The organism is Gilliamella sp. X-23 (assembly GCF_057063545.1).
In genome coordinates, this window is the sequence record NZ_JBXSQG010000004.1 from 152,854 (window position 1) to 178,567 (window position 25,714).

A 25,714-nucleotide genomic window follows, 5' to 3' on the forward strand; every position below is an offset into this window, starting at 1 on the left:
CTCCACACGCCTCTTCATTAGACAACAGCAACAATTTTTTGAGCCGCATCGATTAAACTTTCTGCAGTAATAATATTTAATTTGCTTTTAGCCAAAATTTCTTGCGCAAGCTTAGCATTATTACCTTCAAGACGAACAACAACAGGAACATTAAGACCTATTTCTTTAATTGCACTAATAACTCCATCAGCAATTAAATCACAACGAACAATACCACCAAAAATATTAACCAAAATTGCTTTCACATTTGTGTCAGATAATATCAACTTAAATGCTTCAGCAACGCGCTCTTTCGTCGTGCCACCACCTACATCCAAAAAGTTTGCAGGTTCACCTCCATGTAATTTAATAATGTCCATAGTTGCCATTGCAAGACCTGCACCATTAACCATACAGCCAATATTGCCATCCAATGATACATAGCTAATACCTTGTTTTGCAGCTATTGATTCACGTTCATCTTCTTGAGTTGTATCTCTTAAAATGGTTAAGTTTGGGTGCCTAAATAGCGCATTATCATCTAAAACAACTTTTGCATCTAAACAAATGAGTTCATCTAAATCGGTAATAACTAATGGATTAACCTCGGCTAATGAAACATCGTTTTCTAAAAATAGTTTTGCAAAATTAACAAATAGCTTTGTAAACTGATTCACTAATTTGCCTGTTAATCCTAACTTAAATGCAAGCTCACGACCTTGGAAAGAACAAGGTCCTGTTAAAGGATCGAGTGAAGTTTTGTGGATTAAGTGTGGTGATTTTTCGGCAACACTTTCTATATCAACGCCGCCTTCAGTTGAAGCCATGATCACAACACGTTTAGAACTACGATCAACCACCGCCCCTAAATAAAGTTCCTTATGAATATTAGACGCTTTTTCAATTAGAATTTTATTAACTAACTGACCTTTATCAGTTGTTTGATAAGTAACAAGATACTGCCCCAACCATTTTTCTGCAAATTGCTTTATTTCATTATAGCTTTGCGTGCAAATAACGCCGCCGGCTTTACCTCGTCCTCCTGCATGAACCTGACATTTAGCAACCCAAAGGCCTGAATCTGCCTGTGAAGATAATTCAGATAACGTATCTTGTACTTCATTAATTGAATTACAAACATACCCCTCAGGTACAGGCAAATTATATTGTTTAAAAAGATATTTAGATTGATATTCATGCAAGTTCATAAAGAAATTCCACAGCCTAAATTAATATAAAAACAGGTGATAATTCTAATGCAAGATAAATAAATTGTATAGCAAATAATAACTTATGTTTGGGGTTAGTTAGGATGATTGCTGATAGTAAGTGACAATGATATACTTCTAGAATATTTTAATATCGAAAATAATAAAGGTACAAATATGAAACAAGTTGGTATTTTTTTTGGTAGTGACACTGGCAACACAGAAAATGTAGCTAAGCAAATCCAACTCATTTTAGGTAGTGACAACGCCGAGCTTTTTGACATTGCAAAAGCCACTAAAGAAAACATCGAACAATACAATTATCTATTTTTTGGCATTCCAACTTGGTACTACGGCGAATCACAAGCAGACTGGGATGACTTTTTTCCTAATTTAGAAAAAATTGATTTTAACGGTAAAACTGTGGCTATTTTTGGTTGTGGTGATCAAGAAGACTATGCCGAATATTTTTGTGATGCCATGGGAACACTTCGCGATATTATCGAGCCTAAAGGTGCAAAAATTGTTGGACACTGGTCAACCGAAGGTTATAGCTTTGAAGCGTCAAAAAGTTTAGTCGATGACACACATTTCATTGGTTTAGCAATTGATGAAGATCGTCAACCTGAATTAACTGAAGAACGTATTAATAATTGGGTCAATCAAGTCAAAACTGAAATGAAAATTTAATCTATTAAAACGATTTCTTTTATTTACCATATATAGTTCCTATAATGGATAAATATTAATAACTTAATGGGAAGTAATATGACAAATCATGATAATGATAATAATGCGGCGCTAAAAAGCGCTGGTTTAAAGGTTACGTTACCACGATTGAAAATTTTAGAATTATTACGAGATCCTTCATGCCAACATATCACAGTAGAAGACCTTTATAAAAAACTACTGGATATGGGAGAAGAAATCGGACTTGCAACCGTTTATCGTGTTTTGAATCAATTTGACGATGCAGGAATTGTTACTCGCCACAACTTTGAAGGTGGGAAAGCTGTTTTTGAACTAGCAACTCAGCAACACCACAATCACCTAATTTGCTTAGATTGTGGTGAAGTATTCGAGTTTCGTGATGATATCATTAACGCCAGACAAAAAGAAATTGCTGAACAATATGGCATGACATTAACTTTTCATAGTTTATATCTTTATGGACATTGCCAATCAGGTAATTGTAAAAAACATCCTGAGCTTCATCACAAAAAATAAGCCTATTCCAATAGGCTTTTTACTTATTTAAAATATATCCACTCATCTTTTTGCTAGGTTAATAATTTAATGAAACAACTTTTAAACTTTATTCCACTTGTATTCTTTTTTGTTTTTCTAACCATGTATGATGTCTTTGTTGGCGTTCAAGCACTAATGATCGCCGCAACAGTATGCTTTCTTCTCATTCTTGTTCTATATAGAAAAGTAGATAAAGTAGAGTTGATTTCTTATCTAATGGTGATGATTTTTAGTGGATTTACACTTTATTTGCGTGACCCGAATATAATCAAATGGAAAGTCACTATTATTAATTTTTTATTTGCCACAGCCTTATTAGTTAGCCAATTTATTTTTAAAAAAAATCTACTTCAAAAAATGCTAGGCAAAGAAATACAGCTCGATATTTCTATTTGGAATAAACTAAATTTATTATGGATCTTCTTTTTTATATTGTGTGGCGCCATTAGTTTAGGTGCAACCTACTACACGACTGATGATTTCTTTTGGAAATTTAAAGTATTTATTTTACCTGGTGCATCGTTACTATTATCGTTGATATCGGGTATCTATATCTATAAAAACATGAATAAAGATATAGATAATAAGTTATAACAAAGGAGTATTTTAGCATGACACAAGATACAACCCCCAAAGGTCAATTAGTACTTAGAACGCTTGCAATGCCGGCTGATACCAATCCTCACGGACATATTTTTGGTGGGTGGATCATGTCTCAAATGGATCTTGCAGGCGGTATTTTATCAAAAGAGATCGCGAGAAATCGAGTTGTAACAGTAAATGCTAGCAGCATTACATTCTACAAACCAGCAATGGTCGGGGATGTTGTTTGTTGCTATGCACATTGCATCAAAACAGGGAAAACATCTATCACTATTGGCATTGAAGTGTGGATTAAAAAAGTCATTGATACATCTGATACGACACAGCGCTTTTGTATTACAGATGCCGTATTCACTTATGTTTCAGTTGATAAACACAATAACCCCAAACCATTACCTGAAGCATTTCAGAATTATGATTACACTCAAGACCCAATAACTAAATTAAACCTAACTAATAGTTAATTAAGTATGCAATTTACCTCATTTCATGCATTAATCAGCACTTTGATCTTTCTTACTTATTGGTTGATCATTGTTGCAACAACATTACGAATTGTTTTCAAACGAAGACCAACCACTTATGTTATTGCATGGATGTTAGTCATTTATATCTTACCACTTGTCGGAGTATTCCTTTATTTTGCCTTGGGCGAAGCGCACTTAGGTCAACAACGAGTTAAACGGGCACAAAAAATGCGCCCGACTATTTCAAAATTTATTAACCGTCTAAGTGAATTTCCTGATATTTTCACCAATAACGTTAGCCTAGTTAGCAAGCCGATTTTTCAACTTTGCAAACACCAAACAGGCCTTGATGGAATTAACGGCAATCACATTGAACTACTAAGCGAAACTAACGAAATTTTTGACCGCTTAATTGACGATATCAATAAAGCGACGTCTAATATTGAAATGGTATTTTATATCTGGAATGAAGGTGGTCGGGCTGACGAAGTCGAGCAAGCACTCATTCAAGCAACACAGCGAGGAGTAACTTGTCGATTAATGGTTGACTCTGCCGGTAGCCGACATTTTATTAAAACGAATGCCAGTAAAAGAATGCGTGATGCTGGTATAATTATTGTCGAAGCGTTACAAGTAAACTTACTTCGATTCATGTTTAGGCGATTGGACTTACGACAACACCGAAAAGTTGCCATTATCGACAACTACATCTCTTATACAGGCAGCATGAATATTGTTGATCCTCGTTTTTTCAAACAAAATAAACATGTCGGTGAATGGGTTGATATCATGGTCAGAATGAATGGACCGGTAACAACGCTTATGAGCGCTATATATGCTAGTGATTGGGAACTAGAAACAGGCAAACATTTAGCACTACCAAAAATTACTGATTTTGCCGAACCGCCAGAAGATAAAAAACACATAATGCAACTAATAGCATCCGGACCAGGTTATATGGAAAACATGATCCACCAAGTGTTATTAACGGCAATTTATTCAGCACAAGAACAAATTATTTTTACGACACCTTATTTAGTACCAAGTGATGATATTCTACATGCTGTCTGCACCGCAGCTCAAAGGGGGGTAGAAGTCATCATTATCGTTCCCAAAAATAATGACTCACTAATGGTAAAATGGGCAAGTCGAGCATTTTTTTCCGAATTATTAAACGGTGGCGTAAAACTTTATCAATTCAATGATAACTTATTACACACCAAAAGCGTCCTAATAGATAACCAGTTAAGTCTTGTTGGTACTGTTAATTTGGATATGCGCAGCTTATGGCTTAATTTTGAAATTACAACTGTGATTGATGACGTAGAATTTGCTAAATCGCTGTCAGTGCTCTTACAAAAATATTTATCTAATTCAGATAGCATAAAAACTGAAGAATGGAATCAACGTCCAATATGGCAACGCATAGTTGAACGGCTGTTTTACTTTTTTGCACCTTTACTATAATTATTGTAACAAGTTTTAAGTTCACGCTAACTATGATTACAAACAAATATATTACGGCTTGCTAATAACCATTTTGAGAAACATCGGGTAAAAACTGATTATCAGCTAAACGATAAACCTCGCTCTCGATAGAACCATCAGTATTAAGCGTAATTTCTCGCCAACCAGGCGCATCTTCAGTTGATACTTGAAAATCATAACATTCAGGCTTAAATTGAAAACATGTTGAAGGGGTTGAAAACGCATGACAATGATGCCAAACATAATCTTGTTTTTGATGAATGTGTCCCCAACCTATCCCTTTTACATTAGAATGTTTTTGAATAATTTGCTCTAATTGATCACTATTTTTTAAAATATGGTGATCTAACCAATGACATCCAGAATTAATTGGATGGTGGTGTAAAAAAACTAATGCATTTCGATCAGAATGCTCGGTTAAAGCATTATGTAAAAATTCAAGTTCAGATTTAGGTAAAAAACCATATGCTTGACCAATAACTTGGCTATTTAATAAAACAATCAGCAAGTTATCTCCTAACTGCACTATTTTATTATCGGCCAGTTGATAATCTGCAAACACATCTTGCATACTCTCATAATTATCATGGTTGCCAGCCAACCACACACAAGGCGTATTAAACTTGTTGATTTGCTCAGCAAAACGAGCATAAGCTTTTTTAGAACCATCTTGCACAAAGTCACCCGTTGCCACAATCAAATCAAACGTCTTATTACTACTTCCAATTTCATTTATAACAGATCGGAAACTTGCATTAGAATTCACACCAAGCAATGAACCATCGTCCTCAGAAAAAAGATGAGTATCAGTTATATGTAATATTTTACCGTAATTTTTATTACGAATTGGAAGTTTTAACAATGACCTCAAAATTCACCCCAATTATTTATCAATCTATAATCATGGTTAATAATGTCAGCAATAAAATAGACATTGTAACAGGAAATACAATTTTTATTGTAAATCTTAGCGTTATACAAAAGTGTAAAATAGATCACACTTTTATGAAAGAAATAATTAAATATGAATACTAAAAAGGTTATTCCCACTCTTTCTTTAATAACTGATGATTAAGTTCTAACCATTGCAGTGCAATAATTGATGCAGCATTGTTAATTACTCCATCTTTGACCCATTGATAAGCTTGATTACGACTGACAACATGAACTTTAATATCTTCGTTTTCTTCAGCAAGCCCATGAATACCTTTGGCGGTTGATGAATCGACTTCTCCCACCAAAATATGCAATTGTTCAGTTAAACCACCAGGTGATGCTAAATAACTGATGATAGGTTTACATCGACCAATAACAACTCCAGCCTCTTCTATTGCCTCACGTTTTGCCACTTCTTCAAATGATTCATTTTCATGATCCATCATGCCTGCAATAAGTTCTAACATCCACGGACTTTCTTGGGTTTCAATAGCAGCAATCCGTATTTGTTCAATTAGCACAACTTCATCACGTTTTGTATCATATGCTAAAAGCACTACTGCATGTCCTCGTTCCAAAATTTCACGACTAACAACCTCGCTCATTGAACCATCAAATTTACGATATTGAAAACGATATTCAAATAAAGAAAAAAAACCTTTATACAAAATTCGTTTAGTTAGATTAAACACATCATTTTTGTCAAAATGTACCGGATTATGTTTTATTTTCATATAAGATCTCGATGTTAAACTTAATTTGAATAAAAAGTGCGAATGGCATACAAACTATGCTTACTATATACTAATAATCTGTTAAAATTACGCCATTAAAAATACTACTATATTTTAATGATTTTTAAAGAGAAGATTAATGAAAAAAACTTTAACCTTTTTAATTGGCTTAGCATTAAGTCAATCTGTATTTGCTGAAAATTTGATTCAAGTCTATGAACAAGCAAAAGAAACCAATCCAGATCTACGCAGTTCATTAGCTGAAAAAAATAAAGCATACGCGGCAATTTCTGGTTCTCGAGCAAGTTTGCTACCGCAGGTTGGTTTAAGTGCTTCTTATGGTGTAACTCATGGTCGACGTGATACAAGTGGAGTAAAATCTAAAAGCGGAAACTTATATCAAGTAGCCGTATCGCAAAGCATTTTTAATTTTTCAAATTGGAAGGCCTTAGATATTACTAAAAAACAAGCAAGTATTGCCGATATTGCTTATCAATACCAAGGTCAAACATTAATCTTAAATACTTCTGTCGCTTATTTTAATGTGCTAAAAGCGCTAGATGCATTAAGTTTTATTGATGCACAGAAAAATGCTATTGGTCGTCAGTTAGAACAGACTCGTCAACAACACCAAGTCGGTTTAGTCGCCATTACTGATGTACAAAATGCCCAAGCTAACTATGACCTAACTGTTGCACAACAAGTTAACGCATTAAATGAACTAAACAATGCGATCGAGGATTTACGTCAAGTAAGCGGTCGTTTTTATTCTAATTTAGCAAGCGTTAACACCAACACCTTTAAAACAGAATCGCCAGAACAAATAAGCACATTATTAAGACAATCTGAATCATCTAATCTGAATTTATTAACAATGAAATTGAACCAAGACATTGCACGTGAACAGATCAAACTCTCACAAGCAGGTCATTTACCTACGGCCAGTTTAGATGCATCAACTAATTTAAATAAAACTGATAGATATGGTAATAACGTAGCGGCTGGTGCTCATAGTGGTAAATCGTATTCAGGAAATAACTATGTTGGTGTCAGTGTAAACCTACCAATCTTTTCTGGTGGTGCAACGGTATCGAAAGTTGAACAAGCACAACAAAATTACGTAAGTTTCAGTGAAAAACTAGAAAGTACTAATCGTGGCGTGATTAACCAAGTACGTTCATCCTACAACAATATTTCATCATCGATTAGCGCAATCAAAGCTTATCAACAAGCAGTTGTTTCAGCACAAAGCTCATTAGAAGCAACTAATTCTGGTTATCAAGTTGGAACAAGAACAATCGTTGACGTATTAAATGCAACAACTCAGCTTTACAGTTCTAAACGAAATTTATCAGATGCAAAATATAATTATCTAACTAGCTTACTCCAATTAAAATATGCAGTAGGAACCTTAACTGCTAACGATTTAGTTTATCTAAACAATATGTTAGGTAAAGAAGTGAGTACTTTAGTGACGATAAAATAACCATTGGTTCTTTTATTACAACTGTTAAAAAAGGCGATTTGCTCGCCTTTTTTATTATGTATAAAAAAATACACTTATTACGATATTGCATTCAACACAAATTCAATAAATGCTTTTAATTTTGGTGGTTGCTGACGATCAGCAGTATAAAGCATATTAAGCGGCTTGGCAGGTGGTAAAAATTTTTGTAATATGGGAAATAATTTTTTCTGCTTAATTGGCTCTTGTAACATAGATTCTGGCAACATTGTGATACCTAATCCTTCAATCGCAGCTATCACTAACGCTGAAGTCTGATTACTTTGAAATGTCCCTGATATAGGAATATTAACTATTTCACCATTAATCATAAACGGCCAAACATGATCTTTTTTATTCTGATTCACATATTGGTAAATCAAGCATTGATGCTTTTTCAAATCATCAGGTATTAATGGAACACCATATTGCGCTAAATAATCTGGTGAGGCAGCAAAAATAAGTTGATGAGGATTAAGTTTACGAGCAATAAGCCCTGAATCACTCAAATCACCAATCCGAAAAGCAATATCAAAACCGTCCTTAATTAAATCGACATAACGATCACTTAACTGTATATCGACACTAATTTGGGGATAACACTTCATAAAACTACTAATTAATGGCACTAAAGTAAAATTACCAAAAGTAAATGGTGCACTAATTCTAAGCGTACCACTAGGTTTATCTAAAAACTGTTGCGCAAGCATAGAAGTGGCTTCAACTTCACCTAAAATACTCACACAGCGCTCATAATACTGCTTACCAAATTCGGTAAGATTTTGTGAACGTGTTGTTCGATTAAGTAACTTTAACCCTAATTGAGTTTCTAAAAAAAGAATATATTTCGCAACCATTTGCGGAGAGGTATTTAATGAGATAGATGCCGATGCAAATGAACCTGTCTTCACAGTCAATACAAAAGCCTTCATACTTCTAAAAAGATCCATATTACCAATCTCCAGTTGTTAATAAAACAATTTTAAAGCCATTTACCATCTTTTATTTTATAAATATTATAACTCAAATCAATTAAACAAATAAAACAGAGTAAATATATGAAAAAAATCGGCATTATAGGAGCAGGATTTGTAAGTCAAGCCTACACAACATTATTTATGCGCGCAGGTTATCAAGTTATGTTAAGTAATTCTAGAGATAAAAAGACGTTATTTAGCGTAGCCACACGCTTAAACTGCCAAATTGGGAGCCAAGAAGAAGCCATTAAATTTGGTGATATAATTCTCGTTGCTATTCCTTTTATCAATTATACACAATTACCAGCAGAGCTACTCAGCGGAAAAATAGTACTTGATGCCACTAACTATTATCCTGCCCGCGATGGTCATTTAGGACAATTAGATAATCATGAAACAACAACCAGCGAGTTAGTCGCTAAACATCTTGATAAATCTAGAGTAGTTAAAGTTTTTAATGCAATTCTCGCAAAAGATGTTATTAAAGATGCAAAGCCTAATGATAAATCAGATAGAAGAGCAATTCCTATAGCTGGAGATGACTTAGCTGCCAAACAAATTGTTTTCACTCTTCTAGAAAGTATTGGTTATGATTATGTTGATGTAGGCGCTTTATCAAACAGTTGGCGGTTTGAACGTGCAAAGCCTGCATATTGCATACCTTTAAGCCGTCAAGGATTGAATGATGCTTTAGCTCAAGCCTCTAAAGAAGTTGAAGTACCACATAATTCATGGCAAACAAATAACCAATAAAAAAATATAAAAGACCAAAATGAGTCCACCTTCCAGTAGAATAAAGTTATATTTATCATATATTTAATAGTTTGAATGGTTTTAATTAAATACAGATATTTGAAATATTAGAGGAAATAAAAATGACCAATACACATAAAAAATATACCGTCATAACCGGCGCAAGTTCAGGCATAGGTTATGCAACAGCTATTGCTTTTGCAAAACGAAATAAAAACCTTATTGTTATTGCAAGAAGACAAGAAAATTTGGCACTTTTACAACAAGAAATTGCAAAAATTGCCCCAGCATTAGAAGTAATTATAAAACTTTGTGATTTATCACAACCAACCAACGCTTATTCCCTTTTTAATGATTTAGACAGCTATTTTATTGAAACATGGATTAATAATGCCGGTTTTGGTCATTACGGCAGTGTTAGCGATCAAGATTTAGAAAAAATTGAATCAATGCTTCATTTAAATATTGAAGTCCTAACAATTTTTTCAACACTGTATGTACGTAAATATCAAAATGAATCAGGGACACAACTAATAAACATATCCTCCCGTGGTGGATATACGCTGGTTCCTAATGCGGTAACCTATTGCGCAACAAAATTCTATGTCAATGCCTTTACCGAAGGGCTAGCACAGGAATTAAAGCAAGCTAACGCCCAATTAACCGCAAAGGTGTTAGCTCCGGCTGCAACAAAAACAGAATTTGGTGAAAAAGCCAATAATGTCAGTAACTACAATTATGATGCAAGTTTTACCAAGTACCATACAGCAAAGCAAATGGCCGATTTTTTACTGGCTTTATACGATAGCAACAAAGTTATTGGTGAGATTAATACAAAAGATTTCTCTTTTTCACTAAAAGACAGCATATTTCCTTATTCAGAAAATCCGTCAGAAAATCAAAAATAATGCAATAACTAATTTACATGCAATGTTAAATCAAACAGCAAAATATGATTTTTAACAAAATTAAACTTTAGCAGTCGTTATTTTGATTGCCAAATTTCAGGATAAAAAGAGAATCATAGCATATTGATTTAAAGTGAAGTTTTATTTACTTCGATCAAAAAATGGCGTTTAAATGAAATTGGGCGCCAGATATGAAATAGGTTTCTAAGTGTAAACGGAAAGGTTTTTATAGGATTTTTAAACAGTTTAAGTAACCAACCATCAGTACCCTCAAACGACATAAATTCAAAACTTACCGTATGGTCAGATAAAATTTTAATATTACAAAGACCACAAGCACTAAGCCAAGCATATGCACCACCGCCAATTCTGGCACTATCAACGATATTTTGATTTTTTGAATCAAGTAGATAGATGAATAAAGCCTCTTCCCAAGGACCGCCATCTTGCGTCACAAAAATTAAAATATAACAGTCATCATAGCTAAAAGCCATTTCTAAAAAGCGGCCTTCTAGTTTTTCAGCATAGCAAACACCATCAACCTCAACAAGCGAACTAATTTTACCTCTTTTACCTTTAGGTAGCGGTTTTAATGTAATATTAGATATCGGTTTTATCATGTTTATCCTAAAAAATGCTTACTAAAATATTAATAAAAACCTATCAATAATAAACTTAATAAAGCCATCAATTGATAAGCAAAATAATAAAATACCCATATTAAAAATAGATCATAAAGCTAATTAATGGCTAGAACACAAATCCTCCAGTTTTGTTAGCTGGGATTTATTTAATTACCCGATAAATCAAAAATTATTGCTTAATAATGAACTTAACTTAGTTTTAACGTAAAAGAAAAGTATAACAAATAGTTGTTGTATCGTCTTCAACCTGAGCAGGTATAAACATAAAATGTCTTGATTTAAATACTGGTTTCTATTTTTTGACACTCATTGCACCCTATCAAAGTGCAATGGGATTTTTTAGAGTAGAAAGGCAAACTCAAAAATAGTTGCACGATAGTTGGTTAGCTAAACATTTATAATAAAAAAACAGTCCCAAAAAAACTAACGCTACAATTATTCATCGAATCAGAAAATTTTATAATAAAATGCATAATTTCCTGAAACATCTTAACAAGCACATTAACTTGTTAAGATGCACTTTTTACATGATAAGAATAAAAATTACGAAATGCGCATTCCCGGTTTAGCACCACTATCTGGCGATAACAAGTACACGCCGTCACCATCATCTTTACCACTGGCACAAAGCACCATACCCTCTGAAACACCAAAACGCATTTTACGAGGCGCTAAGTTGGCAATCATAATGGTTAAACGCCCAATTAGCACTTCTGGATCAGGATAAAACTGCTTGATGCCTGAAAATACATTACGGGTTTCATCACCAATATCAAGGGTCAACTGGAGTAATTTATCGGATCCTTCAACAAAACAGGCATGTTTAATTAAAGCAACACGCATATCAACTTTGGCAAAATCGTCAAAATTAATCGTATCAGCAATAGGTTCAGCAACATTTGTTTTAGCTGGTGTTGCTAGGGCAACTTGCTCTTTTGTTTCTTCAATCATGGCTGTAATTTTATCCATATCAATACGATTAAATAGGGCTTTAAACTGATTAATCTTATGACCAGTTAACGCATTAGCAATAGTATTCCATTCTAATTTGCTATTTAAAAATGCTTCTGTTCGCTCAGCTAATGAAGGCACTATTGGTTTTAAATAGGTCATTAAAATACGGAATAGGTGAATACCCATTGAGCAAATATCTTGCAATGTTTGATCTTGCCCTTCTTGCTTAGCAACCACCCATGGCGCTTTTTCGTCAATATAGCGGTTAGCTTCGTCAGCAAGTGCCATAATTTCACGAATCGCCTTACCTGATTCACGTTGCTCAAAATAATCAGCAATGATTTGAGACTTTTCAACAAAATACGCATAAAGTGCTGGTTCAGCTACATTATCCGATAATTTGCCGTCAAAGCGTTTATAAATAAACCCAGCCGAACGTGAAGCAATATTAACAACTTTGTTAACTAAATCGCTATTTACACGTTGCACAAAGTCTTCTAAATTTAAATCAATATCATCAATATGTGGTGACAGCTTAGCGGCATAATAATAGCGTAAGCAATCAGGATCTAAGTGTTTTAGATAAGTACTTGCTTGAATAAAAGTACCTCGCGACTTAGACATTTTTGCGCCATCAACAGTTACATAACCATGCACAAAAATATTCGATGGTTTGCGATGTTCGCTACCCTCTAGCATTGCCGGCCAAAATAAACTATGAAAGTAAACAATATCTTTACCAATAAAGTGATAAAGCTCAGTGCTTGAATCTTTATTCCAAAACTCATCAAAAATTGGTTTATCTTGTGTATTGCAGTAGTTTAAAAAAGAGCCCATATAACCAATTGGTGCATCTAACCAGACATAAAAATATTTACCTGGTGCATCGGGGATTTCAAAACCAAAATAAGGAGCATCACGGCTAATATCCCACGGTTGTAAGCCTGATTCAAACCACTCTTGCATTTTATTAGCGACTTGCTCTTGCAGTGTCCCTGAGCGAATCCACTCCTGTAACATAGTTGAAAAAGCCGGCAGATCGAAAAAGAAATGTTCTGACTCTTTTAAAATTGGCGTCGCCCCTGAAACCACAGACTTCGGATTAATTAAATCAATCGGGTTGTAAGTTGCACTACACACTTCACAGTTATCGCCATATTGATCTGGTGCTTTACATCGTGGACAAGTGCCTTTTACAAAGCGATCAGGTAAAAACATCTGTTTTTCAGGATCAAATAGCTGTGAAATGACTTTGGTTTTAATATAACCATTGGCTTTTAAACGCTTATAAATCTGCTCTGATATTTCATGGTTTTCTGAGCTATGAGTTGAATGGTAATTATCATAACTAATATTAAATCCAGCAAAATCACGCTGATGCTCAGTTTTCACTTCACTAATCATCTGTTCAGGCGTAATGCCAAGTTGTTGCGCTTTAAGCATAATTGGCGTGCCATGTGCATCATCGGCACAAATAAAATAGATCTCATTACCACGCATACGTTGATAACGCACCCATACATCAGCTTGAATATGTTCAAGCATATGACCTAAGTGAATTGCACCATTGGCATAAGGCAGTGCGCAAGTCACCAATATTTTGCGTTGAGTTGTCATGTTGATTTATTACCTTTTATTACATAATGGCAGAAATAGTACATCAATCGTGGGATTATCGCTAGATTTATGCCATAATTTGATAAAATTTCTATACTCTATTCACTTTGCAAATGGCAAATAATCCTTTTTAAAGAATGTAAATTATTATAATTTTTCCACCCTCTTTAAGAGGGAGTATTAAAAATGAACAAAGTATAAATATCAATGCATAAAGAGATAACAGCAATGAACATTGAAGTAAAAAAGATTCTTGAGAATTTTACTCATTCAACCTTACAAAAAAATTTACTTGAACTTAACACAGTCACTAAATGCGAAATAATTAATCAACATTTATCCATTAATTTAACCATGCCCTTCGCTTGGCAAAACGCTTTTGACGAGTTAAAAAAAATAGCCACCCCAAAATTACTAAAGCTTAACGGCATTAATGACGTTAATTGGCACATTGACTATAAAATTGCCACATTAAAACGCGCTAATGACCAACATGCCATTAACAATGTCAAAAATATTATCGCCATAAGTTCAGGCAAAGGTGGCGTGGGCAAATCATCAACAGCTGTTAATCTTGCACTAGCCTTACAAAAACAAGGCGCCAAAGTAGGCATTTTAGATGCGGATATTTATGGACCTTCAATTCCAACCATGTTGAGCACAGAAAAACAGCAGCCCTTAACACCTGACAATAAACACATGACCCCAATTATGGCACATGGATTAGCCAGTAACTCTATTGGTTATTTAGTTGATCCAGATAGCGCCATGGTATGGCGTGGACCAATGGCAAGCAAGGCATTACTACAAATATTACAAGATACATTATGGCCTGAACTTGATTATTTGGTTATTGATATGCCTCCAGGAACTGGGGACATCCAATTAACCCTAGCACAAAGTATTCCAGTAACGGCAGCAATCATTATCAGTACACCGCAAGACATCGCATTAATTGATGCCAAAAAAGGCATGACCATGTTTAATAAAGTCAACATCCCAACACTAGGCATTATTGAAAACATGAGTTACCACATTTGCGAAAATTGTGGTCATCACGAAGCTATTTTTGGCGAAGGTGGAGCACAGCGTTTAGCTGAGCAATATCAAACAAAATTGCTCGGACAAATACCACTTCATAAAATATTACGCCAAGATCTCGATACAGGGCAACCTACTGTTATTAGCCACCCTGATAGCGAATTTACTCAACTTTATTACCAAATTGCTGAGCGCATTGCCAGTGAGCTATATTGGCAAGGCGAAGCAATTTTACCGGATATTTCATTTAAGGCGCTATAACTAAAGAATAAGCTTGGCTGTCAACAACAGCCAATGTTATTGATATTTTATGATTAATTTGGCATAACATCACAACAATCAGGCCGCAATATGTGGAATATTTGAAAGGCTAATTTAGAGCATTACCATGACAAATATGCTCAACATTTATCACGGTTTTAGCATGAATTTAAGTAAAAATCTTATCGCGGAACATAAAAAATACCGCACCTAAAAGACACAAACCAGCCCAAATATAGTCTGTCTTAAACGGCTCTTTTAAAATATAAATTGAAAAAGGGATAAAAACAGACAAACTAATTACTTCCTGAATAATCTTTAATTGGCCTGCGCTGGCAACTTGAAAACCAATGCGATTAGCAGGTACTTGCAATAAATACTCAAATAACGCAATCCCCCAGCTAGCAAACACCGCCACTAGCCAAACTTGGTTATGTAAAAACCGCAAATGCCCATACCACGCAAAAGTCATAAAAATATTACTAAAAGTCAGTAAACAGACAGTAATAAATAATTGATTCATAATGTTGATATAAGAGTAAAGAAAGGTGCTGGCATTATATATCATTGTCTAATAAACATACAAAATACAAATAATTTAATTACATTAAAAAAACAACATTATTAACAATAGTTGAAATTGGCTAATTCATCACGAAAAACATGATAGCGCTATTGCTCAGTAGCCTGTTTAGGTCTATATTAAATCAACGCCAATAGGTGCAAAATCTTTAATGCATTGAACGTCGTTATCCTATCAACACTGAAATTTATTACAACACAATTATTATCCCCAAAGGAAACAGTTATGCAAAAAAGAGTTAATGAAGTTACTATGCGTGGAGCCCCTATTACTTTGTTAGGTCCCAAAATCAACGTTGGTGACATAGCACCCGATTTTATCGTGCAAGATTTAGCAATGAACCCCATTAAATTATCCGATTTTAAAGGTAAAATCAGGATTATTAATTCGGTACCATCCATTGATACTTCCGTATGTAGTGCCCAAGTTCACCGTTTCAATGTAGAAGCAGCAAAACTAAAAGATACCGTGATATTTTCAATTAGTGTTGATTTACCTTTTGCATTAAATCGCTATTGTGCAGCTGAAGGCATTGATGCTGTCAAAGTCACTTCTGACCATAAAGATCTGGATTTTGGTTTAAAATATGGCACTGTTATTGAAGAGCTACGCTTACTTTCCCGCGCTGTATTTGTCATTGATAAAAATGACAAAATTGCTTATGTCGAATATGTTAAAGAAACATCTTCGGAGCCCGATTATGACAAAGCCCTAGCGGCGGCTAAAGCATTAGCATAAATTAAAGCAATAATACATCGCCATCCTCTACCAACAGTGGTGGCGATGATTTACTTTAAGATTTATTTATAGCAGCTATTTAATAGACAAAATTATTCAGTTATAATCCAATAAAAACATACCTCCTCCATAATCTTAATCATGAATAATAGTATTAACCGATCTCGTATTTGGTCATCAATTCTTTGCCTTGCATTTGCGGCATTTATTTTTAATACAACGGAATTTGTACCTGTTGGACTATTACCTAATATTGCTGAAAGCTTCTCAATGGATGTTGCTCATGCTGGATTATTACTCACCATTTATGCATGGTCTGTTTCGTTATTATCATTGCCACTCACAGTATTAACGTCAAAAATGGAGCGAAGAAAACTACTAATTTTTCTATTTTGCCTATTTATTGGTAGCCATATTTTAGCCGGATTTGCGTGGAATTTTTACAGTCTGATGGCAGCAAGGATTGGCATTGCTTGTGCACATGCGGTATTTTGGGCAATTACAACACCGCTTGCAGTTCGATTAGCCCCTAATGGTAAAAAAGCTAAAGCAATGGGCTTTATTGTTATTGGCGTATCAATGGCAACCATCCTAGGGATCCCAATTGGTACCATCATAGGGCAACTCGTTGGCTGGCGCGTGACTTTTTTATGTATTGCTGGTATCGCTTTTTGCGTGATGATATTACTGCTCCGTTTATTACCTACTGTACCAAGCATGGATATTATCTCTATCAAAGATATTCCAACGGTATTAAAACGGCCAATACTGCTTAACATTTATCTATTAATAGCCATTATTATTGCTGGCCACTTTACTGCTTATACTTATATCACGCCATTTATGAAAGATGTTGGCGGATTTAATCAAAATGTTATCGTCGCTTTATTGTTAGTAGTCGGTTTTTCAGGCATGATTGGCAGTATTATTTTTGCAAGATATGCCGAAAAAAATCCAACCGCCATATTAGTGATGCCTATGTTGTCATTGATCATTTGTTTATTATCGCTTTATGTCTGTTCATTCACGCTTTATACCGCAATCATTCAATGTTTGATTTGGGGGCTTTCGATTACCATTATTGGCATGGTCATGCAAAGCAAAGTGATTGATGCAGCGCCCGATGCAACCGATATTGCTACATCGGTCTATTCAGGAATTTACAATATTGGAATCGGCGGGGGCGCTTTTATAGGCAGTAAAGTATTAATTTTACTATCAAAGGAAGATATTGGTTTTGTTGGTGCAATTTTTGTCATCATTGCCTTATTATTTTTCTGCCTTTGTTCTAGAAAGTTGTGGAATAATAAAACCATTTTATAAAAATCTTAACGCTCAGAAACAGCATTATTTATTATATACCCCAATAAATAATGCTGAAAAATAACACCCTTACATTATGATTTACTTAAAGACTCTAACTGTTCCCAGCGTTCAAAAGCAGATTCTAATTCAGCTTCTTTATCGGTTAAAGATTGTAAGATTGGTCCCGTAACCTCGTGGGGTTGATTAAAAAAGTCACTTTGACCAATCTGTGCTTGTAAATCAGCAATGGCTAATTCTAACTGCTCTATTTTGCTTGGTAATTGTGTTAATTCTCGTTGCTCATTATAACTCAGCTTAACCTTCTTTTTAGTGGCTTGATCATTGTTTTTGTTATTCGTCGTGCTTAACGCCTTTTTAGGCTGTTTAACATCATTAACTGCCGCTACCTTAACCGGTTGTGCTTGTTGCTGTTGTTGCAAAGCATCGGCATAACCACCAGCATAAACACCAATATGTCCTTTTTCTTCAAAAAACCAACATTGGGTAACGACGTTATCAACAAACTGCCGATCATGGCTAACTAACAAAACTGTTCCCTGATAATCATTAACCAACTCTTCTAACAATTCCAACGTTTCAATATCAAGATCATTGGTCGGTTCATCAAGTATTAATAAATTGCTAGGTTTTAAAAATAGTTTAGCCAGCAATAAACGATTACGCTCACCACCTGATAATGCACGAACAGGTGTTCGGGCGCGTTTTGGCGGGAATAAAAAATCTTGCAGATAACCAAGAACATGACGTGATCGTCCATTAACCATCACCTCTTGTTTACCTTCAGCTAAATTATCCATCACGTTTTTTTCAGGATCAAGTTCTAATCGATATTGATCAAAATAAGCCACTTCAAGCTTTGTACCACAATGTACGCTACCTGATGTTGGCGCTAAATTACCTAACATTAGTTTTAACAACGTCGTTTTACCAATACCATTAGGACCAATCAGGGCGATCTTATCGCCACGTAATACTTGCACAGTAAAATCATTAACTAGCAATTTATCTTCAATCTGATAGGTCACATTTTCAAGCTCAAAAACGATTTTTCCAGAACGTAGCGCCTCTTCAATTTGCATTTTGGCACTGCCCATCACTTGGCGACGCTCGCTATACTCTTGGCGCATTGCTTTCAACGCACGTACTCGCCCTTCATTACGTGTACGGCGAGCTTTAATACCTTGGCGAATCCAAACCTCTTCTTGAGCTAATTTTTTATCAAATTCCGCATTTTGCAACTCTTCAACGCGCAAGGCTTCTTCTTTACCAAGTAAATAGTTATCGTAATTACCACTCCAAGAGGCAATTTTACCTCGATCTAAATCAATAATACGCGTTGCCATTTGACGAATAAATGAACGATCATGAGAAATAAACACAATACTGCCATTAAAACTTTTCAAAAACTCTTCCAACCATTTTATGGTTTGAATATCTAAATGGTTTGTTGGTTCATCAAGCAATAAAACCGACGGTTGACAAACTAATGCTTTGGCTAATGCAGCTTTACGAAGCCAGCCACCAGATAGCGAAGATAACAAGGCATCACCATCAAGTGATAACGACGAAATAACATTACGAATACGACTATCTAATTGCCAACCATTTTGATGATCTAACTGCTCTTGCATTTTCGCTAATTTAGCCAAGTTACTTTCGCAATGATCGTGTTCAACACGATGAGCTAAATCGTAATAATCTCGTAGTAACTGTGCTTGTTCGTGTAATCCTTCTGCCACAAAGTCAAACACATTGCCTTGCACATCGCGCGGGGGATCTTGCTGCAGGCGTGAAACAATCACATTATTTTCATAAATAATTTGCCCTTCATCTAATGGAACTTCTTTATTTAACACTTTAAGTAACGTTGATTTGCCAGCACCATTACGTCCAACAAGACAAACACGCTCGTTTGGTTCAATAGACATATCGATATGATCAAGCAATGGCGCATCGCTAAATGAAAGATAAGCATTGGTAAGATTAATTAATGACATATTAGTGATTTTTTTTGATATTAAATAATAAGGCATTATTCTATCATAAAGTTGCCCAAGGCAACTAAACCAAATACCAAAGATACGTTAATAGGCCTCACAAATATTAGAAATCACTGTTCTGTTCTATCAAAAAAAACAAATACTGTTTATATTAATGTACAAAATATTATTTAGATTTTGATGTGGAGATAACTATGAGTCACATGTGGACATTTCAGCGCGTAGGTGGATTAGATCAAGTGGTATTTAAAAATGCCAATGACATTATTAATTTACCTGATTTAGACCCTAAATTATGGGTAGCTTTAAGTTGCCCGACCACAGGGCTAGATTTTGATGAGCGAACCTTAGCACTACTCGACTCAGACAAAGATGGACGAATTCGCATACCTGACATTCTTGATGCCATCAGCTGGACACAAGACAAAATCACCTCATTTGACAGCATTTTAAGCTCAAGCGAAACACTGTCACTATCACAAATAAACACCTCGACCCCACAAGGGGAAAAGCTATCGATCACCGCTCACAGCATCTTAGCTAGCTTAAATAAAAACAACGTAAATTACTTAACACAAGATGACGTTCAACGATCAATCAAAATCAACGCTAGCAAACTTTACAACGGTGACTTAATCTTCCCTGTATCAAGCGAATTATCGCCCGACATGCAAACATTCATCCAAACCGCCATCAACACCACCGGTGCACAAAAAGACATGAGCGGACAAGATGGCATTGACCTAAATATAGCCACCACCTTTGTCGACAACCTAAAAACATGGCTACAATGGCAAACTCAAATAAGCAAGACCCCAACCCCATTTGGTGAAAATAGTGCCGAGACATGGAAATTAATCCAACAACTCAAACCCAAAATTGACGACTATTTTTTACGTGTTGAACTGGCACAATACGCTCCACAAGCACAAACAGCCCTCAATGTTGACGAAAAGTACATCGTCCCCACCCAAAATGGGCTACTTTCTGATGACGCCTTAGCACAATTACCGCTATCAAAAATCGACACAACCAACGCACTTGACTTAGTCAATGGGCTTAATCCATTATGGAAAGCCAAAGTCAATCGACTCAAAACGCTCATCGCCCCAGCATTAGCCAATCCTGACTTACTAACCGAGCAAGAATGGCAAAACATCCAACACAGCTTAAAAACTTACACCACATTAATAAGCACTAAACCCGAAATAACACAAATAAAAGTTGAAATCGCGCCATCTGCCAGCATAGAAGATATTCCAAGCAACACTATCGCCCACTTAGCCAACAGTGAATTGCTGGACGAATTTACACAAATGGTTGAACAAGACAACAAAACCCCGATATCCTCATCCGACGTCCTTGTATTAGAAAAGCTAGTCCTATTCCACAAACACCTTTACCGCTTACTAGTCAACTTTGTGTCTTTTGCTGACTTCTTTTCGTTAAAAACCCGAGCGGCCTTTCAGCTTGGCAAACTCTACATTGATGGACGCTGTGCAACCCTTTGCGTTGCAGTTGATAATATTGCCAAACACGCCACCATGGCAAACTACTCTGAACTTTGCTTACTCTATTGTGAATGTACCAGACACGGGCAAAAGCAACTCATTGCCGCCGCTATGACAGCGGGGAAAGGTGATTTACTGATTGAAGGTCGTAATGGCGTATTTATTGACAACGACGGCAACGACTGGGATGCCAATGTCGTCAAAATCATTACCAAACCTATCAGCATACAACAAGCAATCTGGGCACCTTATCAACGAATGGGGCGCGTAATTACCGAACAGATAAACAAATGGGCTAGTAGCAAAGATACCAACGTTGAAAAATCAAGCGAACAAGCCCTACAAAACCCAGCCAATAAATTTGATATTGGCAAAAGCGTAGGTATTTTTGCCGCAATTGGCCTAGCCATTGGCGCAATCGGTACAGCATTAGCCACACTATTCCAAGCTATTTTTGCGCTAGCTTGGTGGCAATTGCCTTTGGTTTTTATTGGATTATTCCTGATTATTTCTGGCCCTTCTGTTATTTTAGCATGGTTAAAATTGCGTCGAAGAACCCTTGGCCCACTGCTAGAAGCATCAGGTTGGGCAATTAATGGACAAGTTAAAATCAACTTAATACTAGGTAGCTTACTTACCAGCAAAGCAGAACTTCCAGCCAATGCAAAACGCAACTTACGAGATCCAATGAAACAACGCCACCACAAATTGGCTATCATTTTTGGGTTAGCTATTTTACTTGGTATTGGAGCAACAGGAGGTTGGTTATGGCATGAAGGTTACCTTGACCACTATATCAAGCAGCACAAACAAGAACAAACCCAAAATAAAACTGACACAAATGCCAATATTGGCAAATAAAAGCAACAAACCATTTCGCCGACAACCGTCGGCGAAATGAAACGACCATTAATGCTGATAAACCGGCAAACGACGGCAAATTGCAAGCACCTTTTCTTTCACGGCTTGAATAGTTTGCTCGTCATCGATATTATCTAAAACATCACAAATCCAATTAGCTAAATCTCGCGATTCGGCTTCTTTAAAGCCTCGGCGAGTAATAGCCGGCGTACCAATACGCACGCCTGATGTCACAAACGGGCTTTGTGGATCTTTCGGTACGCTATTTTTATTAACCGTAATATTGGCACTACCCAAAGCCGCATCGGCTTCTTTACCTGTGATATTTTTATCAACTAAATCAATTAAAAACAAATGATTGTGTGTTTCACCAGAAACCACTTTATAACCACGCTGCATAATCACTTCAACCATCATTTTGGCATTTTTCACCACTTGCTGTTGATATTCTTTATAAGCGGGTTCCATTGCCTCTTTTAATGCCACCGCTTTAGCGGCAATCACATGCATTAAAGGCCCACCTTGCGCCCCAGGAAAGACAGCCGAATTTAACTTTTTATATAATTCTTCACTGCCACCTTTAGCTAAAATCAAGCCCCCACGTGGGCCACCAAGTGTTTTATGGGTGGTTGTAGTCACAACGTGAGCATAAGGAACAGGGTTTGGATAAACACCTGCGGCCACCAAACCAGCCACATGCGCCATATCCACAAATAAATAAGCACCCACACTATCGGCGATCTCGCGCATACGCTTCCAATCCACCACACCAGAATAAGCCGAAAAACCACCAATAATCATTTTCGGTTTAGACTCTTGGGCTGTTTTAGCTAACTTGTCATAATCAATACGTCCTGAATCATCAACGCCATAATCCACAATATGATAAAGCTTGCCAGAAAAGCTAACCGGCGAGCCATGCGTCAAATGCCCGCCTTCAGACAAATTCATACCCAAAACAGTATCGCCTGTATTTAAAAGCGCCATATAAACCGCAAAATTCGCCTGCGAACCTGAATGAGGTTGTACATTGGCATAATCAGCACCAAATAAAGTTTTAGCGCGATCAATTGCCAACTGCTCGACCACATCAACATACTCACAACCACCATAATAACGCTTACCGGGATAACCCTCGGCATATTTATTGGTTAATTGTGAACCTTGTGCTTGCATTACGCGTGGGCTGGTATAGTTTTCTGATGCGATCAATTCAAGGTGATCTTCTTGACGCTGTTCTTCACCTTTTATCGCATCCCACAGTTCTTTATCGTACTCGGCAATAGCCATCTTGTTACTAAACATGTTGGATCCTTATCATCAATTATGTAGTTTATCTGGTTTTGCTTTATCGTTAGCAAAAATGGGTATTACGCTCATATGGTTACTTAACAACCAAATGATTTCAATCTTTTGTTATTAGTTATAAGTAATATTAATAAACAGTAATAAAAATAGTAGCATAACTTTTAAAATAAAATAGCAAACGGATAATCTTATTTAATAGCATTACTCAATGAAATCAATTAAACCATCAAAAATCATCCAGAAAATCCATTGATTTTATTTAGTTTCTTCATAATAAAAAAACACCATTTACCTAATCTTAATAAGATGACAATAACTAACTAGTTCTATAAAGCAAACACATTACGGGGATACACAAAGAGCCTGATCAAATTCATCAGTGATAGGGTTTGAAATAACTGCACCATGCATATCAACCGAATAATAATTATTATCTTTATGATGATTACTTGTCCAATAAGATGCACTATAAAAACCAGTTGTATAAAAACCTAAAGTCCCCCATTCAGAAATTAACCCGCCACCAATTTGTTTTACAGGATACATATTCATATTAGGAGGATAACCATGGTCCCAGCCAATATCTGGTGCCTTATAATTTGTTAATTCCGACACAGTAGGAAGACGATATCCAAGGCTTTCACAATATTCTTTAGTTTTAGTAAAATTACGAGCGACTTGATCATTTGTCACAACAAACCAATGGTTAAGCCTAAAACGGTAGATAGGAATAGTTTGCGCCTTATCGGCAAAAATCGTAAACGTAGTTGGGGTGAAAGATATATCAGCTTGCCCAATAACTGGCCCCAATAAATTAACTTTAACTTTATTCTTTATGTATTGGCCTGTCATGCTATTACTTACCTGTTCAAAACTCAAATTTACTTTTGAATCGGCAGGTTGTTTACTAAAGCTAAGGTCATCAAAATTTGCCCCAGTAAATGTTAAAACAAAATCAAAAGCATTTGAACCACCAGTCGGAAAATTAGTAGAAGGCTGATTAATATCTTGAACCAAATATCCTTTAGGTTGCATATAATTACCCGCCCAATGGCCAGTAACGTTATCCTCCACCAAAATGCCATAGTGACCACTTGGAAACAACCAACATGAATAAGGGTGCGAGACAGTAGGTTTAACATAATAAGATACACGATCATTGTCATACATATTTTGATTTGGTATACCGTAATCAGAATAAACATCAGCATAATCAAAAGATATATTTACCTGATAAGTATCCCAACAAGGATCGATAAAATCACTGCGACGAAAGGTCTGTTCTCCTATTAAAAAAGCTAGCCTCATAACCCCTTGTCCCCAGGCAATATTATCACCATCATCATCAAAAAAATAACCTTTATCATGACTAAAAGAAAAATTTACCTGATTATTATAGTCATCTAATATAGGAATATCTTTGGGAATCACCATGTTAATGTCAGTAAATGTTTTAACTGTTTCTGGTAACAAAATAGGATTATCTTCAGAAGACGGGTTATTATCAGGTGTATAGAGAACCTTTTTACCATTATCTTCATAGCTAACCCAAAGCGCATCTCGGCTTTTTTCTATTTTTGTTATGCCACCGTCAAAACTTAAATAAGGTGCACTCCCCTCAATGCTATTAGCTGTACTTGCCATTAAGGCCTGTGCCCCCTGAGTATATGACAACAAGACTAGTGGTACAAAAAACAACGAGGATTTAGATAATAATTTGGAAATCGACGATAATTTTGTCGAAAATGGCGTCGATTTCGCTACGCGAAATGACTTCGATGATGAAAATAACTGTGGCACCCGCTTTTGGCCACCGTGCGAATCAAAAAGATTTAGTGCATAGGTTTGGCAGGCCATATGCCATATGCCATATGCCAAAGATGATAGCGCATTTCGATTATCCTGTCAAGTAATTTTTTGTTTTATTTGAATTTTTACAATTAACTGCTCAACTTATTAGCATTATTTTGCTTTAAAAGCGGTTAAATTATAGTCGCTTGAATAATAATGCGCTAGTTTTTTTGTTAAAATTTTATAAAGTTTTGTTAAGGCTTGAGTCAACCTA

At 35.7% G+C, this 25,714-nt stretch carries 22 protein-coding genes; 12 read left to right on the forward strand and 10 right to left on the reverse strand.

Annotation, left to right across the window (positions count from 1 at the left end; translation table 11 throughout):
* Nucleotides 1–17: 17 nt before the first annotated feature.
* Complete coding sequence (sucC, locus tag ACYH9I_RS04370) at nt 18–1,187, reverse strand: ADP-forming succinate--CoA ligase subunit beta (protein ID WP_160401929.1); 1,170 nt, start codon at nt 1,185–1,187, stop codon at nt 18–20.
* A 177-nt stretch (nt 1,188–1,364) separates the two neighbouring features.
* Between sucC and fldA the strand changes: the two genes are divergently transcribed.
* From fldA to cls, 5 genes are all read left to right on the forward strand, one after another.
* The gene (gene fldA / locus ACYH9I_RS04375; protein WP_091347682.1) at nt 1,365–1,877 is read left to right on the forward strand and encodes a flavodoxin FldA; all 513 of its coding nucleotides are present in this window, start codon (nt 1,365–1,367) and stop codon (nt 1,875–1,877) included.
* Nucleotides 1,878–1,955: 78 nt separating this feature from the next.
* Nucleotides 1,956–2,414: a ferric iron uptake transcriptional regulator gene (fur, locus tag ACYH9I_RS04380; protein ID WP_160401928.1), complete on the forward strand. Its 459-nt coding sequence runs from the start codon at nt 1,956–1,958 to the stop codon at nt 2,412–2,414.
* Between the two features lie 69 nt (nt 2,415–2,483).
* Complete coding sequence (locus ACYH9I_RS04385) at nt 2,484–3,029, forward strand: inner membrane-spanning protein YciB (RefSeq protein WP_483559193.1); 546 nt, start codon at nt 2,484–2,486, stop codon at nt 3,027–3,029.
* Nucleotides 3,030–3,046: 17 nt separating this feature from the next.
* A complete protein-coding gene (gene yciA / locus ACYH9I_RS04390) occupies nt 3,047–3,502 on the forward strand; it encodes an acyl-CoA thioester hydrolase YciA (protein ID WP_483559194.1) in 456 nt (151 codons plus the stop codon).
* A 6-nt stretch (nt 3,503–3,508) separates the two neighbouring features.
* Entirely contained in the window at nt 3,509–4,972 is a 1,464-nt protein-coding gene (gene cls / locus ACYH9I_RS04395; RefSeq protein ID WP_160401925.1) for a cardiolipin synthase, read from the forward strand.
* 61 nt (nt 4,973–5,033) lie between these two features.
* Here cls and cpdA read toward each other — a convergent pair whose 3' ends face one another.
* Together cpdA and nudF are read right to left on the reverse strand one after the other, a co-directional pair.
* The gene (gene cpdA / locus ACYH9I_RS04400; protein ID WP_483559196.1) at nt 5,034–5,864 is read right to left on the reverse strand and encodes a 3',5'-cyclic-AMP phosphodiesterase; all 831 of its coding nucleotides are present in this window, start codon (nt 5,862–5,864) and stop codon (nt 5,034–5,036) included.
* A 169-nt stretch (nt 5,865–6,033) separates the two neighbouring features.
* On the reverse strand, nt 6,034–6,663 hold the full coding sequence (gene nudF, locus ACYH9I_RS04405; RefSeq protein ID WP_483559198.1) for an ADP-ribose diphosphatase: 630 nt from the start codon (nt 6,661–6,663) through the stop codon (nt 6,034–6,036).
* Between the two features lie 139 nt (nt 6,664–6,802).
* Here nudF and tolC point away from each other — a divergent pair, with 139 nt between their 5' ends.
* Nucleotides 6,803–8,149, forward strand: a complete 1,347-nt coding sequence (gene tolC / locus ACYH9I_RS04410; RefSeq protein WP_483559199.1) for an outer membrane channel protein TolC — start codon at nt 6,803–6,805, stop codon at nt 8,147–8,149.
* 77 nt (nt 8,150–8,226) lie between these two features.
* On the opposite strand, the gene ACYH9I_RS04415 is transcribed toward tolC, so the two are convergent.
* On the reverse strand, nt 8,227–9,117 hold the full coding sequence (locus ACYH9I_RS04415) for a LysR family transcriptional regulator (protein ID WP_091347702.1): 891 nt from the start codon (nt 9,115–9,117) through the stop codon (nt 8,227–8,229).
* A 108-nt stretch (nt 9,118–9,225) separates the two neighbouring features.
* Between ACYH9I_RS04415 and ACYH9I_RS04420 the strand changes: the two genes are divergently transcribed.
* Nucleotides 9,226–9,897, forward strand: coding sequence for an NADPH-dependent F420 reductase (locus ACYH9I_RS04420; RefSeq protein ID WP_160401920.1), 672 nt, complete (start codon nt 9,226–9,228; stop codon nt 9,895–9,897).
* A gap of 122 nt (nt 9,898–10,019) precedes the next feature.
* On the forward strand, nt 10,020–10,805 hold the full coding sequence (locus ACYH9I_RS04425) for an SDR family NAD(P)-dependent oxidoreductase (protein WP_483559200.1): 786 nt from the start codon (nt 10,020–10,022) through the stop codon (nt 10,803–10,805).
* A gap of 128 nt (nt 10,806–10,933) precedes the next feature.
* Here the strand turns inward: ACYH9I_RS04425 and ACYH9I_RS04430 are convergent, their stop codons facing one another.
* The gene (locus ACYH9I_RS04430; protein ID WP_483559201.1) at nt 10,934–11,425 is read right to left on the reverse strand and encodes a hypothetical protein; all 492 of its coding nucleotides are present in this window, start codon (nt 11,423–11,425) and stop codon (nt 10,934–10,936) included.
* A gap of 567 nt (nt 11,426–11,992) precedes the next feature.
* The gene (gene metG, locus ACYH9I_RS04435; RefSeq protein ID WP_483559203.1) at nt 11,993–14,020 is read right to left on the reverse strand and encodes a methionine--tRNA ligase; all 2,028 of its coding nucleotides are present in this window, start codon (nt 14,018–14,020) and stop codon (nt 11,993–11,995) included.
* Nucleotides 14,021–14,248: 228 nt separating this feature from the next.
* Here metG and apbC point away from each other — a divergent pair, with 228 nt between their 5' ends.
* Nucleotides 14,249–15,322, forward strand: coding sequence for an iron-sulfur cluster carrier protein ApbC (gene apbC, locus ACYH9I_RS04440; protein ID WP_483559205.1), 1,074 nt, complete (start codon nt 14,249–14,251; stop codon nt 15,320–15,322).
* A gap of 169 nt (nt 15,323–15,491) precedes the next feature.
* Here apbC and ACYH9I_RS04445 read toward each other — a convergent pair whose 3' ends face one another.
* Complete coding sequence (locus ACYH9I_RS04445) at nt 15,492–15,845, reverse strand: DMT family protein (RefSeq protein WP_483559207.1); 354 nt, start codon at nt 15,843–15,845, stop codon at nt 15,492–15,494.
* A 285-nt stretch (nt 15,846–16,130) separates the two neighbouring features.
* On the opposite strand from ACYH9I_RS04445, the gene tpx reads away from it, so the two are divergent.
* Nucleotides 16,131–16,643, forward strand: a complete 513-nt coding sequence (tpx, locus tag ACYH9I_RS04450; protein ID WP_483559209.1) for a thiol peroxidase — start codon at nt 16,131–16,133, stop codon at nt 16,641–16,643.
* Nucleotides 16,644–16,784: 141 nt separating this feature from the next.
* Nucleotides 16,785–17,966 (forward strand): sugar transporter, encoded by a 1,182-nt coding sequence (locus ACYH9I_RS04455; protein ID WP_160401913.1) that lies wholly within the window; start codon nt 16,785–16,787, stop codon nt 17,964–17,966.
* A 74-nt stretch (nt 17,967–18,040) separates the two neighbouring features.
* Here ACYH9I_RS04455 and ACYH9I_RS04460 read toward each other — a convergent pair whose 3' ends face one another.
* Nucleotides 18,041–19,966 (reverse strand): ABC transporter ATP-binding protein, encoded by a 1,926-nt coding sequence (locus ACYH9I_RS04460; protein WP_483559230.1) that lies wholly within the window; start codon nt 19,964–19,966, stop codon nt 18,041–18,043.
* 197 nt (nt 19,967–20,163) lie between these two features.
* Between ACYH9I_RS04460 and ACYH9I_RS04465 the strand changes: the two genes are divergently transcribed.
* Nucleotides 20,164–22,341 (forward strand): hypothetical protein, encoded by a 2,178-nt coding sequence (locus ACYH9I_RS04465; protein WP_483559210.1) that lies wholly within the window; start codon nt 20,164–20,166, stop codon nt 22,339–22,341.
* 48 nt (nt 22,342–22,389) lie between these two features.
* Here ACYH9I_RS04465 and glyA read toward each other — a convergent pair whose 3' ends face one another.
* The gene (glyA, locus tag ACYH9I_RS04470; RefSeq protein WP_160401911.1) at nt 22,390–23,646 is read right to left on the reverse strand and encodes a serine hydroxymethyltransferase; all 1,257 of its coding nucleotides are present in this window, start codon (nt 23,644–23,646) and stop codon (nt 22,390–22,392) included.
* A 345-nt stretch (nt 23,647–23,991) separates the two neighbouring features.
* Nucleotides 23,992–25,527, reverse strand: a complete 1,536-nt coding sequence (locus ACYH9I_RS04475; RefSeq protein ID WP_483559212.1) for a hypothetical protein — start codon at nt 25,525–25,527, stop codon at nt 23,992–23,994.
* Between the last annotated feature and the right edge of the window lie 187 nt (nt 25,528–25,714).